Genomic DNA, 17389 nt, shown 5'->3' with positions numbered 1-17389 from the left:
GCAGAGTGAGAGGGGAGACCCGATGACGGAGCGCGCGTTCGAGGTTCACGAGAACGAGTGGATCGTCCTGAAGGACGGCACCCGCGTGGCCGCCCGGATATGGCTGCCCGACGGGACCGAGGCCGATCCGGTCCCCGCTGTTCTGGAAGTCCTGCCCTACCGCAAGCGCAACGGCACCGCACCGCGCGACGAGTCCACCTATCCGGTCTTCGCCGCCGCCGGGATCGCAGGGGTGCGCGTCGATATCCGGGGATCGGGCGAGTCCGAAGGGGTGATCGACGGCGAATACACCGAGCGAGAGCTCTCCGACGCCTGCGAGGTGATCGACTGGATCGCCGCCCAGCCCTGGTCGAACGGCAGCGTCGGGATGATGGGCATCTCCTGGGGCGGCTTCAACTGCCTGCAGGTGGCCGCGCTGAAGCCGCCAGCGCTGAAGGCGGTGATCTCCATCGCCTCCTCGGTCGACCGCTACAACGACGACATCCACTACAAGGACGGCTGCCACCTCTCGGCCCAGCTCTCCTGGGCGGCGACCATGCTGGCCTACCAGTCGCGCTCGCCCGACCCGGAGATCGTCGGCGAGGACTGGCGGGCGATGTGGCTGGAGCGGCTGGAGGGCGAGCCGTTCATGCTGGAGGAGTGGCTGTCGCACCAGCGCCGCGACGCGTTCTGGAAGCACGGCTCCATCGGCGAGGATTTCGCCGGCTTCCCGGTCCCCACCCTGATGATCGCCGGTTGGGCCGACGGCTACCGCACCACCCCGTTCAAGGCGGTGGAGGGGATGCCGGACAGGGCCAAGGCGCTGGTCGGGCCGTGGATCCACAAGTATCCGCATTTCGCCTGGCCGAAGCCGCGCGCCGATTTCCACGGCGAGGCGATCCGCTGGTGGAACCGCTGGCTGCGGGACGAGCCGAACGGCGCGGAGGCGGTACCGCAGATGCGGGCCTTCATCCTCGACGGCCCGAAGCCGGCGCGCTGGCGCGACCGCGATCCGGGTTTCTGGATCGCCAAGCAAGACTGGTCGACACCCGAGACACGGGTGCTCGGCATCGGTGCCGACGGCCGCCTGAGCGACACGCCCGCCGCCGACGCGCCTGCGCTGACCCTGCGCTCGCCCCTCGACACCGGCACGGCCGCGGGCGAGTGGTTCACGCTGAAGCCGGATGCCGAGATGGCCGGCGACCAGCGCGGCGACGACATGGGCTCGCTGGTGTTCGATACGGCGGTGCTGGAAGAGGAGATCGTGCTGCTTGGCCGGGCGGCGGTCTCCGTCACCCTGTCGAGCGACGCGCCGCTGGCCAATCTCTGCGCCCGGCTGGTGGATCTGCATCCCGACGGCACGGCGACCCGGATCGCCTTCGGCGTCCTGAACCTCGCCCATCGCGGCGGCAACGAGCACCCGGAGCCGCTGACGCCGGACAAGGCGACCGGGATCACCCTGACCCTGGACGCCTGCGGCTATCGCCTGGCGCCGGGGCACCGGCTGCGGCTTGCCCTGTCGACCGCCTACTGGCCGACGATCCTGCCGCCGCCCTATGACGCGACCCTGACCCTGGAGCCGGCGTCCCTGCGCCTCGCCCTGCCGCTGCTGGGCGCGCACGACCGGATCGAGCTGGCGGAACCGGAGACCGAGGATCCGCTGCCGCGCTATGAGGCCCTGGCACCGGGCCATGCGGAGCGGGAAGTCCGGCGCAACCTGACGACAGGGGCGACCGAGTACCGGATCTCAGAGGATACCGGCCTGACCCGCCATCCCGAGAATGGGCTGGTGACCGGCGAGACCCGGGACGAGGTCTGGTCGATCCGCGACGGCGACCCGCTATCCGCCGCCGGCCGGGTCGAGCGCGTCTGCATAACCCGCCGCGACGATCTGGAGGCGAAGACAGTCAGCACCTGCGCCCTGTCCTGCACGGCGGAGGACTGGAGGGTCGAGGCCCGGGTGGAGGCCTTCGAGAACGGCGAGCGGATCTTCGACAAGACCTTCGCCCAGACCATCCCGCGCGACATGATGTGAGACCGAAACGACGATGAGTTCGGACGCACCCGCTTCAGCCCCGGCGACACGCACCGCATCCTGCGCCTGCGGGTCGCTGTCGGTTGCCTGTGCCGGCGAACCGGCGCTGGTCGCGCTCTGTCACTGCCTGGAATGCCAGAAGCGCACCGGCGGTCCGTTCGGTGTGGCCGCGTTCTATCCCGAGGCCGCGGTCGCCACCGCCGGCGCCACGACCACGTACCGCCGGACCGGCGACAGCGGCGAGGACATCACCTTTCACTTTTGCCCGACCTGCGGGTCGAGCGTGTTCTGGTACCCAATGATCAAGCCGGGCATGGTCGCCATTGCCGTCGGGGCCTTCGCCGACCCGGCATTTCCGGCGCCGGCAAAGCAGGTCTATACCGGCCACCGGCATGCCTGGGTGGATCTGGAAATCGGATCGGCGCCCGAGCCTACCCCGCCTTGATCGCTTCCATCGCCGCGCGGGCCCGCTCCGGGATCGGGGCGGATTTGTTGGTGGCGCGGTCGACATAGACATGGACGAAATGCCCGAACGCGCAGATCGCCTCCTGGCCCTTCTTGAACAGCCCGACCTCGTAGGTCACCGACGAGGTGCCGATCCGCGCCACGCGGATGCCGGCCTCCACCACGTCGGGGAAGGCGATCGGCCGCTTGTAGGCGCAGCGCGTCTCCACCACGAACCCGACCGTCTCGCCGTTCAGATAGTCGAGGCCGCCGTTCTCGATCAGGTACTGGTTCACCACCGTGTCGAAATACGAGTAGTACTCGACATTGTTCACGTGCCCGTAGACGTCGTTGTCCATCCAGCGGGTCGGGATCTCCAGGAAATGCCGGTAGTCGGCCCGGGTGAGTTCCGGCTCGCCGCTCATGCCGCGATCCCTTTGAGAAAGTCGCGCAGGGCGTCGAGGGTCTCGTCCGGCCGCTCGATCGACATCATATGACCCGTCGCCGGCAGCACCGCGAGCCGGGCGTCGGCAAAGGAACCGGCCAGCGCCTTCGCCCCCTTCAGCGGGGTCATGCGGTCGTCGTCGCCGGCGACGATCAGCACCGGGCAGGCCACCTTGCCGGCCGCCTCGACGGCACCCGCATAGCCGTTGGAGGCCTTCAGGTCGATGCCGAGCGGCCCCTTCAGGCCGCGCTCCAGCGTCCGCAACCCGGCCCCCGGCATCCACGCGCCCGGCGCGCGGTTGCCGCCGATCTGCGCCGGACGACCGAAACCCCAGCCGATCATCGCCTCCACGGCGCCGTGCTCGCCCTTGTCGGCGGCGCCCTGCAGGGCCGGGTTCACCGGCATCGCCGCCGCCGCCCCGAGCATCATCAGCGCCAGCGCGTCCTCGCCCGCCCGGGATGCCGCCTCCAGCGCGATCAGCGCGCCCAGCGAATGACCGGCGACGGCGAACTTCGTCGCCCCCGCCGCCGATACCGCCTTGCGCACCCAGGCGGCCATCGCCGGCACATCCTCCAGGGCCGGGCCGGCGCTGCCGCCATGGCCCGGCAGGTCGAGGGCCAGCACCGACCAGCCGTGATGGGCGAAGTAGCGGGTCTGCAGGGTCCAGACCGTGTGGTCCATCCCGGCGCCATGGACGAAGACCAGGGCGGGGCGTGCGGGATCGAACGGGCGTCCGCCGGTCGCGGCGAAGGCCTCGATCCCCTCGACAGTCAGCTTCATGCGCCGGCGGCTCCAGCGAGTTTGACGGGGGTTTTCGGTTGGGTGGCGCGGGCGGCCGCGCGCAGGGCCTGCTTCAGGTCGTCGACGATGTCCTTGGGATCCTCAAGGCCGACCGACAGACGCACCAGATCCTCGCTCAGGCCCGCGGCCTTCATGGTCTCGGCGTCGAGCTGCTGGTGGGTGGTGCTGGCCGGATGCAGGACCAGGGACTTGGCGTCGCCCACATTGGCCAGATGCGACCACAGGCGCAGGGATTCGATGAACACCCGTCCCGCCTCGCGTCCGCCCTTGATGCCGAAGGCGATCATCGAGCCCGCCCCCTTGGGCAGCAGTTTCGCCGCCACCGCGTGGTCGGGATGATCCTCCAGCTCCGGATAGGCCACCCACTCGACCTCCTCCGCCCCCTTCAGGAAGGCGACGACGGCACGGGCATTGGCCACGTGCCGGTCCATGCGCAGCGGCAGGGTCTCGATGCCCTGCAGGATGTGGAAGGCGTTGGCCGGGCTCAGGCAGGCGCCGAAATCGCGCAGGCCCTCGGCCCGGGCGCGCATCAGCAGCGCCTGGGGCCCGTATTCTTCGGCGAAGTTCAGGCCGTGATAGCCGGCATAGGGCTCGGTCAGGGTCGGGAACTTGCCGGACGCCTGCCAGTCGAAGGTGCCGCCGTCGACCAGCACCCCACCCAGGGCCACGCCGTGGCCGCCGAGCCACTTGGTGGCCGAGTGCATCACCAGATCGGCGCCATGGTCGATCGGCCGGCACAGATGCGGCGTGGCGAAGGTGCTGTCGACCATCAGCGGCACGCCCGCGTCATGGGCGATCTGCGCCATCGCGGCGATGTCCATCACCTCCAGCCCCGGATTGCCGATGGTCTCGCCGAAGATCAGCCGGGTCTCCGGCCGGATCGCCTTACGGAAGCCGTCTAGGTCGCGGGGATGGACCTTGGTGGTCTCGATCCCGAAGCGCGGCAGGGTGTGGCTGAACAGGTTGTGGCTGCCGCCGTACAGGGCGGAAGAGGAGACGATATGTCCGCCCTGGCCCATCAGGGTGCTGATCGCCAGGAACAGGGCCGCGTGGCCGCTCGCCGTCGCCACCGCGCCGACACCGCCCTCCAGCGCCGCCACCCGCTCCTCCAGCACCGCCACGGTGGGGTTGGAGATACGCGAATAGATGTGACCGGCGCGCTCCAGGTTGAACAGCGACGCGGCGTGGTCGACGTCTTTGAAGACGTAGGAGGTTGTCTGGTAGATCGGCACCGCGCGGGCGCCTGTCGTCGGGTCCGGCTGCTGCCCGGCATGCAGGCTCAGCGTGTCGAATCCGAAAACGTTACCGTCGGAACTCATCGCATTAGTCCCCGATTTGGAATTTTTCCATATCCGACATGGTCGGTAGTGGTGATTGCCGTGTCGAGGCAGTCTAGCCGAAGGAGACGGTTGGCGTCCTGCTCGAGTGTCCCGAAATGGGTGTCGCGGGATCCAGATACGGTTACGGGGCCGCGCATGCGCGGCCCCGCCCGATTTCTACGCTGTGAGCTCCCTGCCCAACTTGTTCGTCCCAGACGCTAGCGAGGGGGGGTCCGTCCGTCAAGCACGATGATGTGGTGGAACTCACATCACCCAAAGTTGTCCTGCATTCGACATCCGGGTCACGATTTGAACAGCGCGTTGGCCGCGTCGGCGACACCCTTTTTCCGGTCGATCGTTTCCTGAGCGCGAATAATCTCCGCCTGCATTGCCTGGATGTAATCTTCCAAGTCTTCAATATTCCAGGTGGACAGGTCCCGAGGCTTCTTCGGACGCTTACCCGGCTCCAGCTCCTCCAGATCAACCATTGCCACCTCCTTTAAGCGAACAGCGTCACAATGCGTTTGCTTGTCACGCGGCGGTCTCTATATAACGTCCCAAATCCGCAACAACTAATTCCATGCAGCCTGCTCACGCGGGAAGAACCCGACGGCAAGGGAGAGACTATCATGACGCAGCCGCTGATGCCCAAGGCGACCGCCGTCTGGCTCATCGACAACACCGCCCTGACCTTCGAGCAGATCGCCGCCTTCTGCGAGTTGCACGCCCTGGAGGTTCAGGCGATTGCCGACGGCGAGGTAAGCGCCGGGATCCAGGGATTCGACCCGGTGCTGAACGGCCAGCTCACGCGCACCGAGATCGAACGGTGTGAGAAGGACCCCAAGACCCGTCTGATGATGGCCAAGTCGACGCTGCCGAAGCCGGTCGAGCGCACCAAGGGCCCGAAATACGTGCCGGTCGCCAAGCGCGGCGACAAGCCGGACGCCATCGCCTGGCTCCTGAAGCACCACGAGGAGCTGAAGGATTCGCAGATCGCCAAGCTGGTCGGCACCACCAAGGACACGATCAACAAGGTCCGCGAGCGCACCCACTGGAACTCGCAGAACATCCAGGCGCGCCATCCGGTGTTCCTGGGCCTGTGCACCCAGCGCGACCTCGACGCCGCCATCGAGAAGGCCGGCGGCACCAAGGTCCCGCCGGAGCAGCAGCTCGAGTCGATCAGCGAACTGCCGTAACGGCGGCACGCGCCGTTGAGAGGTTTGGATCCCGGGCCGGCTTGCGCTGCCCGGGATTTTTTTGGTCGGTAGGACCGATTGGCCGGCGCTCAGGCCCGGATTGGGTCCGCGATGATGAAAGGGTATTGTTCGTCATCCCGGGAGATCCCGGACTTGATCCGGGGATTCGCCGGGATGACGGGGTTATTTTGATTACCCCCGCCGCTCCGCGATCATCGACGCCAGCGAGCGCTTCTGCCGGCCGTCCCCATCGAAATTCGCCGGCTCCAGCCAGGCCTGGAACCCTGCCCTGATGCCCGGCCATTCGCTGTCGAGGATCGAGAACCAGGCGGTGTCGCGGTTGCGGCCCTTGTACATCACCGCCTGGCGGAACAGCCCCTCATAGGTGAAGCCGAGCCGGGCCGCCGCCGCCTTCGACGGCGCGTTGAGGGTGTCGCATTTCCACTCATAGCGCCGGTATCCCAACTCGTCGAACACCCGGGCCATCATCAGATACATCGCCTCGGTCGAGCCCGTGCTGCGCTGCATCAGCGGCGAGAAGGTGATGAAGCCGACCTCAATCACCCCGTTGCCCGGATCGATCCGCAGATAGGTGCAGAAACCCACCGCCCTGCCGGATGCCAGATCGATCACCGTGAAGAACAGCGGGTCCTCGCTCTTGGCGTTAGCGGCGAGCGCCGCATCGAACGCGGCACGCTCCGCATAGGGACCGACCGGCAGATAGGTCCACATCCGCCCGCTCTCGTCGGCAGCGAAGGCCGCCCACAGATCGTCGCCATGCTTCGCCGGGTCGAGCGGTTCCAGCCGTACGGTGCCGCCCTCCATGGGGGTGCGCGGCGGGCGCTCACAGGGCGTCCAGTCGCCAACGGCCCAGCCGATCGGCTGACCCAGGTTGTTGATGCGGGTGGTCATGGGGACGCTCCGGCGGGTGGCTTGAACCTTCTCCATGCGCCTGATCGCCACGCCGGCGTAGATCCAACGCCGAACCGCCCGACGGTCCAACCGCCTGCCGTTCCTATTCCCTGGGCATTCCCTTCGGGCGCACGAGCCGCTGCTGGGCGGCGGTCCGGAACGGCGCATTGGCGGCGCCGTAGCCGCGATAGCCGCCGCGGCGCTCGACCACCTCGAAGAAGAAGCCGTCGCCATAGAGCCGGCTGTAGAGCTGGAAGAATTCGCCATGCTCGTCGCGGTCGTAGAGGATGTTATGGGCGCGCAGGGTGGCGACAAACGCCGGATCCAGCCCGAACCGCGCCTCCACGTCGCCGTAGTAGTTCGCCGGGATCTCCAGCGCGGTGAACCCGTTGCCCGCCAGCGCCTCGGCGGTGGCCAGGAGATCCTCGGTCTGGAAGGCGATGTGCTGCACCGAGGAGCCGAAGCTCTCCGACACGAAACGGCCGGCCAGGGTCCGCTTGTTCTCCGCCCCGTTCAGGGTGAGGCGCAATGCTGCGTCCGGGCTCTCGATCGCCTGACTGCGCACCACCCCGGCCGGGTCGATCACATCGACCATGGGCATCTTCGCGGTGTCGAAGATCGCCGTGTAGAACAGCGTCCAGGTCAGCATCTCCTCGTAGTTCATGGTCTGGGCCAGATGGTCGATGCGGGTCAGGCCGGCCCCGGCGGCGTCCGCGTCGTCGGCCACCGGCTTGAACTCGATCTCCCAGACCCGGGAGAGTTCGGTCTTGTCGTCGATGAAATGCATCACCCCGCCGCCGACGCCGCGGATGGCCGGGATCTTCAGCTCACCCGGCCCGGTCGGCTGCTCGAACAGGTCGGCCAGCAGGGCGCGCGCCCGGGCCACGGTGGCCGTGGCGTCCTCCACCTTCAGGCCGATATCGCAGACCGAGGTGCCATGCATCAGGTAGGCGGAATGGGCGAAACCCTCCTTCTCGGTGTTGATCACCAGGTTGATGCCGCCCTGGCGCCAGACCTCCACGTCCTTGGCGACATGGCGGCCGGCGCGGGAGAAGCCGAGGCTGCGGAACAGGCCGGTCAGTTCGCCCGCCTCGCGCTCGTCGGCGGTGAACTCGACGAACTCGATCCCCGACACCGAAATCGGCGCGGGCATCGCCGGCGGCGTGAGCGCGATTTCCGGCTCGCTGCGGGCGACCGCGTCCATCAGGTTCAGCAGCGAGCGGCGGCCGTCGATCGAGATCGACTTGGGCGAGCCGCCGCGGAACTGGTCGTTGAAGATCTCCAGCGACAGCACGCCGTCATAGCCGGTGGCGGCCACCGCCCGCATGAAGCCGGTCACGTCCAGGTCGCCCTGCCCCGGCATGGTGCGGAAATGCCGGCTCCAATACAGCAGGTCCATGTCGATCAGCGGTGCGTCGGCGAGCTGGACGATGAAGATCTTGTCCTTCGGGATCGACCGGATGGTGTCCACGTCGGTCTTGCGCGCCAGGGTGTGGAAGCTGTCCAGGATCAGCCCGACGCTCGGATGATCGGCCCGGCGCACGATCTCCCAGGCATCGCGGTGGTCGTTGACGTGCCGTCCCCAGGCCAGCGCCTCGTATCCGACGCGCAGGCCCCGTTTGGCCGCCCGCTCGCCCAGCTCGGCTAGGTCGTCCGCCGCCCGGTCGATGCCGCCGAGTGCGGCCTGGGAGGTGTTGGAGCAGATCAGCATGAGGTCGGTGCCGAGCTCCTGCATCACGTCGAATTTCCGTTCGGCCCGGTCGAAGGCGCGCGCCCGGTGCGGTTCGGCCATGCCCTCGAAATCGCGGAACGGCTGGAACAGGGTGATCTCCAGCCCGGCGTCGCGGATCATCTGGCCGACTTCCTTCGGGCCGCCGTCATAGGCCAGGAAATCGTTCTCGAAGATCTCCAGCCCGTCATAGCCGGCGGCGGCGATGGAGCTCAGCTTCTCCTGGAAATCGCCGCTGATCGAGACGGTCGCGATAGACGTCTTCACCCGAATTCTCCTTATCCCGGCCCGAAACTGTCGAAGGTGACGCGCATGGCGTCCGGGTCCGCCGGCAGGCCGCAGAACAGCTCGAACGCCTTCACCGCCTGGAATAGCGCCATGCCGGCCCCGGTGGCCACCCGGCAGCCGGCCGCCTTGGCGGCGCGCACGAACTCGGTCTCCATGGGGAAGTAGATGATGTCCACCACCCAATGCCGCGCCTCCAGCAGGGTGACCGGCAGCGGGGTGCCGGGATGGTCGGCCATCCCGACCGGCGTGGCGTTGACGATGCCGTCCACCTCGCCGGCAACGGCCTCCGCGCCTGGCGCCACCGAAGCCCGGCCGCTGCCGAAGCGGCCTTCCAATGCGGCGACCAGCTTTTCGGCCCCGGCCCGGTTGGTATCGGCGACCAGCAGGGTTCCGACCCCGCAGTCGAGCAACGCGTTGGCCACCGCCGAGCCGGCGCCGCCGGCGCCGATCAGCACCACGCGATCCTTCCGCTCGCCGCCCATGGACCGCCGGAAGCTCTCGGCGAAGCCCCACAGGTCGGTGTTGTGGCCGATCCGCCGTCCGTCCTTCAGGACGATGGTGTTCACCGCGCCGACCGCCCTGGCCTCCTCGGTCATGTCGTCGAGGAACGCCACCGCCTCCTGCTTGTAGGGATGGGTGACGTTCACCCCGGCATAGCCGCAGATCTCGGCCGCCCGCAGCATGTCCTCAAAGGTCGGGGTCGCGGCCATCTCGGCCGGATCGATGCGGTGATAGACGTAGCGCAGTCCCTGGCGGGCGCCCTCGGCCTCGTGCATCCTCGGTGTCCGCGACAGCGCCGTGCCCCGGCCGATCAATCCGACCAGCACCGCACGCCCCAGCGTCCCCGTCATCGACCTCTCCCCGATCCTCGTTCTTGTTCGGGGCAGAGTGTCGGATCGCACGCCTCCCATCAAGAAGACCGTATCGGCCGCGCACGCCCAGCAGGCCGGGACGTCTGCGGCGCGGTTCCACGCTCACCGGCCGACCAGGACCTCGCCGAGAACCTCGACCTCGCCAGTTGGGGTCAGGTCGATGACGACGAACTCGCCCGACGCGGTTCCGCGACCGGTGAGCGCGGTGATGTTCACCTGATGGGTGACCAGGACCAGGCGGTGGTCCTCCGGACGGCTGCGCAGGAAGGCAAGGGTCGCCTCGGTCTGCTCCGCGCGGCGCTGCCGGGCATCGAAGAACGAGTTCAGCGACGGCATCGGCTCCGGCGTCCCCAGGCCGAGCAGCTCGGCCGTCTCCGCCGACCGGCACCACTGGCTGGTCAGCACCGCGTCCACCTCGATCCCGTTGCGTCGGAACGCCTCGCCGATCCGGCGGGCCTGGGCGCGACCCTCGTCGTTCAGGGTGCGCTGGGTCGAGCAGTCGCCAAGGGTGAAGTTGTCCGGATCGCCGGTTCCGGGCGCATAGGCGTGGCGCATCAGGGCGATCGCCCCGGGTCGGCGCATCGCCTCCCAGCCCTCGGCGCCGGCCCGCGCCACGGTGGGGAGCGCCAACGCGGCCAGGAAACAGATCGTGAGCAGGGCGGTCGCACTGCGGGTCATGATGTCCTCTCTCGAATTGCCGCCGGTCCCGGTCACCGAACCTAGGGCCGGCCGCGGCCGGGTCCAGTCGTCGCGCCGACGGCGCCGTCATGGTAGGAAGCCGTATGAACCCGATCTTCGAAGAGCTGGACTACCGCGTGACGCCGATCGGCGCGCTGAGCCTGCGCCGCCGCCACGACCTGCGGCTCGGCCAGGAGGTGCTGGAGATCAAGCTCGGCGACGCCTTCCTGATGTCGAGCCATTTCACCGCCTCGGAGGTCGCCCTGGCGCGGCTGGGCCTCGCCGATTGCCGCACGGCGGCGCCGGACGTGGTGGTCGGCGGGCTCGGCCTCGGCTACACGGCGGCGACGGTGCTGGAGCACGCCCACGTCGCCTCGCTGATCGTGGTCGACATGCTGGACGCGGTGATCGACTGGCACCGCGACGGGATGCTGCCCTTGGGCTCCGTGCTGACCGGCGACGCCCGCTGCCGCCTGCGGCAGGGGGATTTCTTCGCGCTGGCCGCCTCGGAGGCAGGGTTCGACCCCGAGCAGCCGGGCCGCAAGATGGACGCCATCCTGGTCGATATCGACCACGCGCCGGACTTCCTGCTCGACCAGGGCAGTGCCGGTTTCTACACGGCCGAGGGCCTCGCCGCCCTGAGCCGGCACCTGAAGCCGGGCGGGGTGTTCGGCCTGTGGTCCGACGATCCGCCCGACGCCGGTTTCACCGCCCGGCTCGCCGGTGTCTTCGCCGAGGCCCGGGCCGAGCCGGTGATCTTCGACAATCCCTATCTGGGCGACACGGTCACCCAGACCGTCTACATCGCCCGCGCGTCCGGAGCGGTGGCCCAATCGGACGGCTGAACCGGGGGGCTTGGCTGCCGCCTCACCCGCCGGTGAAGGCGATCATCCGGCCGGCGACCAGCGCTCCGACCCAGCACAGCATCGACACCGCGCCGAGCCGCGCCTTGGCGCGTGCCGAGGCCCGCTCAAGCCGACGCCCCCAAAGCCAGTGGGCGCAGAGCGCCGAGGCCACGCCGACCGACACCAGACCGATCTTGGCGAGGAAGGCCGGATTGGCGGCGTAGTCGAGCGGCCGGACGGCGAAGAGCAGCACACCCGACAGACCTGCCAGCACCAGCCCCGTCGTCGCCATCGGGATCAGAACCCGGATCAGGGCGGCCGCCTCGACCCGTGGCCACAGGCCGAGCATCCGCAGGTCCAGCGGCAGGATCCCGCCGACCAGCAGCGCGATGCCGAGGACATGGCCGGTATTCACCGCCGCGTAGCTCCATCGCGAGAAGCGCAGCGCGGTCGCGAGGTCGCTCGACGCCAGGCCGGTCAGCAGGCCTTCCACCGACGGGACGGACCCGGTCAGCTACGGTTCGGATAGAGCGGGTACTCCTTGCCGGAGATAATGATCATCTCGGCCTTGAGCAGCTTCTGGGCCATATCGGCCGAGGGCTCGCCGACGATGGTGATCTCGTTGCCGACGGCGAAATCGCTGTCGCTCAGGCCGGCCCGCTCGTTGCGCCAGGGCTGGCCGACCTCCACGGTCCAGACCTCTCCCTCGGCCTCAACCTTCAACTCCCCGTGGGGGTTGCCGAGCTTGGCCTCGCGGATGATACCGGTCAGCTCGATGTTGCCGCCGGTGGTCCAGCTCCAGCCGTGATGGGCGGCGGCCTGAGAGATCAGGAACGGCGCCAGCAGCAGGGCGGCAAGGGCGGCGAGGGGCAGGGTGGCGAAAGGCAGGGCGGCGGCACGCAGGTGTCGAATCATCTCGGCTCTCCCGGATCGGCGCACGGAACAATACTTCCCCTCAAGATGGGGGCCGACGACGTCATGCCCAGGGGTACCGAGGCCCGGCGGAGCAGAAACGCCAAACCGGTCAGTGTGTCCGCTTCAGGTGGGCGAGATAGTCGAAGACCTCGGCACTGCGGACCTCGACCTCCTCGAACAGCGCAGCGATCCGGTCGGCCTGCTGCGCCGCCGCCGCGCGTTCCAGGGCCTCCAGGGCGCGTCGGAGCCGGTTCGCGCAGGCGTTTGCCGCCGCCCCCTTGGCCGCATGGCTGGTGCCCCGCAGCAGGGCAAGGTCGCCGGCATCGATCGCCGACCGCATCTCCGCGTTCAGCTCCCTGAAGCTTTCGGCGAACAGGTCGAGCATGGAGGCGGTGAAACTCGGGTCGGCGCTGCCGAGGATCTCGCGCAGCTGGGCGAAGTCGATCGGCTCCTCCCCGGCCCGCTCGGCCGGGGCCGCGACGCCCTGCGCGGGAGTTCTACCGCGTGGGGTCGCCGTGCCGTCGAGCCATCGGGTCAGGGTTTCGCCCATGACGGCCAGGGTGACCGGCTTGGCCAGATAATCGTCCATGCCGGCCCGCAGGCAGCGCTCGGCCTCGCCGAACAGCGCGTTCGCCGTCAGGGCGACGATCGGGACACGGCGACCCGACGACCGCTCCGCCTCCCGGATCGCCGCGGTGAGCTGATAGCCGTCCATGTTCGGCATGTGGCAGTCGGTCAGCACCAGGCCGTAGGGCTTCTCGTGCCATTTGCGCAGGGCCTCCGCGCCATCCACCGCGGTTTCCGCCGCGAGACCCAGAATGGCGAGCTGGCTTTCCACCACCAGACGGTTGGTGGCGTTGTCCTCCACCACCAGGATCAGCCGGCCGGCCGCCGCCGCCGCCTCGACGCTCGGCACGCTCACCTCCCGCGGGGCCGGCGCGGCCGGCGCGGCCGCCGAGGTCTCCGGGCTGGCGCGGCCGAGGCAGACAGCGACCGCCCGCAGCAGCGGGCCACGCCGCACCGGCCGCGGAACGGCAAGCGGCGCCGCATCCGGTGCCCCGGCATTCGCGATCCAGAGCTCGCGCGCCTCCGACCCTGCCGTCTCGGCACCCCAGGCGCCTGTGGGGATCAGCCGGCGCAGCAGATCGGTCCCCAGCCGTCCGTCGACGATCGTCACGTCCTGGCGGTCGGCCGCCACCGCATCGTCGCTGGTTTGCGTCACCGCCATGCCCCAGGCGGTCAGCAGGTCCGCGACCTGCGTGCCGAGCGGACCCGGCCGGACGACCAGAAGGGCGTGGAGGCCGGACAGGTCGATGGCGTCGACCTCCGACCCGCCGGCCAGGATCGACGGCTCCACCGGGATCTCGAGCCAGAAGGTCGAGCCCTCGCCGGGCGTGCTGTCCACGCCGATCCTGCCCTGCATCATGCCGACGAGCCGCCGGCAGATGGACAGCCCCAGCCCGGTCCCGCCATAGCGCCGCGTGGTCGATATCTCCGCCTGACGGAACGGCTGGAAGAGCTGCTCCACCCGGTCCGGGTCGATCCCGACGCCGGTATCGCTCACCTCGATCCGCAGGCGCAGGCCGGAGGGGAGGTCGTCGTCCGGCCGGGCCGACGCGCAGATCGCCACCGACCCGGCCTCGGTGAACTTCACCGCGTTGCCGACCAGATTCATCAGGACCTGGCGCACCCGCGTGGGGTCGCCAACGAAGACCGGCGGCGCCGAGGTATCGATCTCCAGGACGAGCTCGAGATCTTTGGCATCGGCGGCCGGGGCCAGGGTGTCGAGCACGGATTCCGAGATCGCCCGGAGGTCGACCATTTCCGACTCCAGCTCCATGCGGCCGGCCTCGATCTTCGAGAAATCGAGGATGTCGTCGATCAGCCGGAGCAGCACCTGTCCGGAGTCCCGGATGGTCGCGATGATCGAGCGCTGTTCGTCGTCGAGGGCGGTCTGTTCCAGCACCTCGGCCATGCCGATCACCCCGTTCATCGGCGTGCGGATCTCGTGACTCATCGCCGCCAGGAAGGCGGATTTCGCCCGTGTCGCATCCTCCGCCGCGTCGCGCGCCTCGAGCGCGGTGCGTTCCGCCTGCTTCTGCTGGGAGATGTCGACGATCACGTTGACCCGACCGCCGTCCGGCAGCGACCCGACGATGTACTGGACATCCAGCCCGGTGCTGTCGAACAGGAACTCCGTGACGTGTTTCTCGTCGGATTCGTAGACCGCCCGGCGATAGTCGACGAATTTCTCGAGGCTCATGTGCCGGCGGCGGTCATGGGCGTCGTAGACGTAGCGCAGATACTCCAGGAAATGTGGCCGGTGGCTCAGGGCCGCGTGCGGAACGCCGGTGAAGTTGCAATACGCGTCGTTCCAGAACTCGACATGCATCCCGGGGTCGTAGACCAGCACGCCGACCGGGATCGACTGGAGGATGGCCCGCAGGCGTTCGCGGGTTCTCTCCGCCTCGTCCCGCGCGGCGACGGCCTCGGCCTCGTCCCACTTGCGCTCGGTGATGTCTGTCAGGGTGCGCACCGTCCCGCCGCCGCGCAGCTTGCGGCCATAGACCAGCATCCAATTGCCGTTCCGGAACTCGCGCTCATGGATGAAGATCTCGTCCGCGTCACCGGCAATCCAGGCGTTCCAGTTCTCCACGAAGGCGGCGACGTTCGGGTCGCTCATGTCGAATTCGCCGAGGCGCTGGCGCACCGCGCGCAGTTCCTCGGTGGTCGGCGCGGCCTCCAGCGTGCCCGCGGGCAGATCCAGGATCTCGCAGGCCCGGTCGTTCCAGAGCGTCACCTGGCCCCGGGCGTCGGTGACAAGCACCCCCTGCTCCATGGCGGCCAGCACGGCCTCCAGGAATTCCGTCTTCTCGATCAGCGCCTGCTGCGAGCGCCGCGCCTCGGTCACGTCGCTGAAGGTGCGGATCTGACGGCCGTCCGGCAGCGACTGGAAGACCCCGTGGATCCAGGTGCCGTTCGGTCCGAGACGGTCGTATTCCAGACGCTCGACCGCCTCCCCGCGCCGCCGCCGCTCGACCCAGTCGTCGATCCGGCGGTTCAGCTCGGGGTCGATCTCGACGTCCGACGCGGCGTTCAGGCGATCGAGCATGGCGACCGACGGGATGTTCTGCTCGTAGAACGCGCGCGGCACGCCCAGCAGTTCCGTCAGCCGGCCGTTGAACACCAGGATGTTGTCGTCGGCATCGCGCAAGATGACGCCCTGATCGATGCTGGCGAGCGTATGCTCCAGCAGGTCCCGGCGCTCGGCGGCCGAGATCTCCGCAAGCTTGCGGCTGGTGATGTCGGTGAAGGTGCGGACATGGCCGCCGTCGGGCAGACGGTTGGACACGATCAGCAGCCAGTTGCCGTTGGGCTGCCGGCGCTCGTAGACGAGGCGCGGCGACGGATCCTCGCCGCTCTCCCACCGGTCGATCCGGGCGGTGAGCTCGGGCGACAGGCCGACAAGCTCGCCCCGCGCCTCCAGCAGCTCGATCATCTCGCTCAGCGGCACGACGCGCCGAATGAACTCCTCGGGCAGGTCGAGCAGCTCGCAGTAGCGCCGGTTGGCGAGTACCTGGTCGCCCTTGGCGTCGATGAAGGACAGTCCCTGGTCGATGCTGTCGAGGGTGAGCTGCAGCAGGGTCGTCCAGCGCTCGGTCTCGCGCTGGGCGGCCCGCTCGTCGGAGACGTCGGTCCAGGACCGCACCCAGCCGCCTTCCGGCATCGGCCGGTTGTCGACCCGCAGCACCCGACCGTCCGACAGGGTGCGCTCGTATCCGAACGGCGGACCGGGCTCGCCGAGCCGCTCCCAGTTCTCGATCTGCTCCCGCATGGGGCCGGGCTCGAGATTGTCGAAATCGCCCCGGCTATGGCGGAAATCGTTGAACCCTTGGTGATCGAGCTCCCCTTCGAGCAGCGCGTCCGGCAGGTCGAACATCCGGCGGAACCGGTCGTTGTGATAGACGACCCGGCCGTCGGCCGCGATCACGGCGATCGCGCTGGGAATGGTCTGCATGACCGAATTCAGCACCGCGCCCTGCTGGGTCAGGCGTTCGGCCATGTCGGTATTCTCGAGCCGGCCGGTGATCTGGTCGATCAGGGCCCGCTGGAACCGCCGCGAAAACCGCAGGAAGAAGATCGGCGTGACCACGCAGAGGCCGGCGATGACGAGCACATCCATGCCGGCGGTCATGTGCCAGGACTGCAGCAGCCGCACGATCAGAGGCGCCGTCATGGCCAGCACGTAGTAAAGGAAGGCGCTCGAATAGGCCGACAGCGTTCCCAGCGCGCCCCCCGCCATGCCCGACAGGATCAGCAGGATCCAGGCGGTCGCCCTTACGTCGCCCGGGTCCAGGAACAGGACCGGCAGCAGCCCGAACATCCCGCCGGACGCAACGGAAATGATCTCGAACCGCCGACGCCACCGCCGCACCTGATCCGCCGACAGCGCGTCGCGCGGGAACCCGCGATAGATCGCCAGCCGCACCGCGGCGACCGACAGGGAGGCGACGAGCCAGCAGGCCAGCACAACATGGTCGACCGGCTCGTTCAGCAGCAGCAGAAAGGCGGCGATCGAGACCACCGTATGGCCGGCCACGGCGTCGCGGGTCTGACCGAAGAAGAACCGGAGCTGCTCACCGAGAACGCGGGTGGCCATGGCGCCATGGGGATCGGCGGGGTTCGCCCGGTCGGCGCCCCCCGCATCGACATCCTCGACCACCGTCATCGCGATTCTCCATCGGGCTCCGGGCACACGTCCCGTTTTGAACTCATGGCGAAAGATACGCCATTGAAGAGCATACGGCACCGCAGCACGGCTACGCTCAGTTGCACATTGTGGGACCGGCTCCGGCGAGCGTCGACTTGCCGATCACGGGCGGCTAGGCTTCGGATGTGAAAAAGGATTCTATTAAAACGCCGTACATCGG

The 17389-nt window shown here is 68.7% G+C and carries 15 protein-coding genes; 4 read left to right on the top strand and 11 right to left on the bottom strand.

Translation table 11 applies throughout. The annotated features are described in order from the left end of the window. The first annotated feature begins 22 nt into the window (after positions 1–22). Both G578_RS0106490 and G578_RS0106485 read left to right on the top strand, forming a co-directional pair. Positions 23–2014, top strand: a complete 1992-nt coding sequence (locus G578_RS0106490; RefSeq protein ID WP_028793542.1) for a CocE/NonD family hydrolase — start codon at positions 23–25, stop codon at positions 2012–2014. Between the two features lie 13 nt (positions 2015–2027). Then, positions 2028–2459 (top strand): GFA family protein, encoded by a 432-nt coding sequence (locus tag G578_RS0106485; protein ID WP_051244158.1) that lies wholly within the window; start codon positions 2028–2030, stop codon positions 2457–2459. Here G578_RS0106485 and G578_RS0106480 read toward each other — a convergent pair. From G578_RS0106480 to G578_RS0106465, 4 genes are all read right to left on the bottom strand, one after another. Next, entirely contained in the window at positions 2446–2883 is a 438-nt protein-coding gene (locus G578_RS0106480; protein WP_028793540.1) for an acyl-CoA thioesterase, read from the bottom strand. The two genes, G578_RS0106485 and G578_RS0106480, sit on opposite strands and share 14 nt — an antisense overlap. Further along, on the bottom strand, positions 2880–3683 hold the full coding sequence (locus tag G578_RS0106475) for an alpha/beta fold hydrolase (protein ID WP_028793539.1): 804 nt from the start codon (positions 3681–3683) through the stop codon (positions 2880–2882). The genes G578_RS0106480 and G578_RS0106475 overlap by 4 nt, the downstream gene beginning before the upstream one ends. Beyond that, complete coding sequence (locus G578_RS25080; RefSeq protein WP_051244155.1) at positions 3680–5023, bottom strand: O-acetylhomoserine aminocarboxypropyltransferase; 1344 nt, start codon at positions 5021–5023, stop codon at positions 3680–3682. Before G578_RS25080 ends, G578_RS0106475 begins: the two co-directional genes overlap by 4 nt. A gap of 302 nt (positions 5024–5325) precedes the next feature. Continuing rightward, on the bottom strand, positions 5326–5511 hold the full coding sequence (locus tag G578_RS0106465; RefSeq protein WP_038013746.1) for a DUF1192 domain-containing protein: 186 nt from the start codon (positions 5509–5511) through the stop codon (positions 5326–5328). Positions 5512–5652: 141 nt separating this feature from the next. On the opposite strand from G578_RS0106465, the gene G578_RS0106460 reads away from it, so the two are divergent. After that, positions 5653–6219, top strand: coding sequence for a DUF1013 domain-containing protein (locus G578_RS0106460; protein ID WP_028793537.1), 567 nt, complete (start codon positions 5653–5655; stop codon positions 6217–6219). Between the two features lie 192 nt (positions 6220–6411). Here G578_RS0106460 and G578_RS0106455 read toward each other — a convergent pair whose 3' ends face one another. From G578_RS0106455 to G578_RS0106440, 4 genes are all read right to left on the bottom strand, one after another. Beyond that, positions 6412–7131, bottom strand: a complete 720-nt coding sequence (locus G578_RS0106455) for a GNAT family N-acetyltransferase (protein ID WP_028793536.1) — start codon at positions 7129–7131, stop codon at positions 6412–6414. A 103-nt stretch (positions 7132–7234) separates the two neighbouring features. Further along, positions 7235–9127 (bottom strand): bifunctional sugar phosphate isomerase/epimerase/4-hydroxyphenylpyruvate dioxygenase family protein, encoded by a 1893-nt coding sequence (locus G578_RS0106450; protein ID WP_028793535.1) that lies wholly within the window; start codon positions 9125–9127, stop codon positions 7235–7237. Positions 9128–9138: 11 nt separating this feature from the next. After that, entirely contained in the window at positions 9139–9999 is an 861-nt protein-coding gene (locus G578_RS0106445) for a shikimate dehydrogenase (RefSeq protein ID WP_028793534.1), read from the bottom strand. A gap of 123 nt (positions 10000–10122) precedes the next feature. Continuing rightward, positions 10123–10698, bottom strand: a complete 576-nt coding sequence (locus tag G578_RS0106440; RefSeq protein ID WP_051244151.1) for a histidine phosphatase family protein — start codon at positions 10696–10698, stop codon at positions 10123–10125. A 104-nt stretch (positions 10699–10802) separates the two neighbouring features. Here G578_RS0106440 and G578_RS0106435 point away from each other — a divergent pair, with 104 nt between their 5' ends. Continuing rightward, complete coding sequence (locus G578_RS0106435) at positions 10803–11543, top strand: polyamine aminopropyltransferase (RefSeq protein ID WP_028793532.1); 741 nt, start codon at positions 10803–10805, stop codon at positions 11541–11543. A 22-nt stretch (positions 11544–11565) separates the two neighbouring features. On the opposite strand, the gene G578_RS0106430 is transcribed toward G578_RS0106435, so the two are convergent. The 3 genes from G578_RS0106430 to G578_RS28225 form a co-directional block, all read right to left on the bottom strand. Next, positions 11566–12036 carry a hypothetical protein gene (locus tag G578_RS0106430; protein WP_028793531.1) on the bottom strand — a complete coding sequence of 157 codons (471 nt, stop codon included), beginning with the start codon at positions 12034–12036 and terminating at the stop codon, positions 11566–11568. Between the two features lie 17 nt (positions 12037–12053). Further along, the gene (locus G578_RS0106425) at positions 12054–12458 is read right to left on the bottom strand and encodes a DUF6152 family protein (RefSeq protein ID WP_211228874.1); all 405 of its coding nucleotides are present in this window, start codon (positions 12456–12458) and stop codon (positions 12054–12056) included. A 109-nt stretch (positions 12459–12567) separates the two neighbouring features. Beyond that, positions 12568–17187: a PAS-domain containing protein gene (locus tag G578_RS28225; protein WP_051244148.1), complete on the bottom strand. Its 4620-nt coding sequence runs from the start codon at positions 17185–17187 to the stop codon at positions 12568–12570. Positions 17188–17389: the final 202 nt, after the last annotated feature.

It is taken from the genome of Thalassobaculum salexigens DSM 19539, assembly GCF_000423805.1.
Lineage (GTDB): Bacteria > Pseudomonadota > Alphaproteobacteria > Thalassobaculales > Thalassobaculaceae > Thalassobaculum > Thalassobaculum litoreum.
Note: the sequence above shows the minus strand (reverse complement) of the source record. Positions and strands in the feature narration are given on the sequence as shown.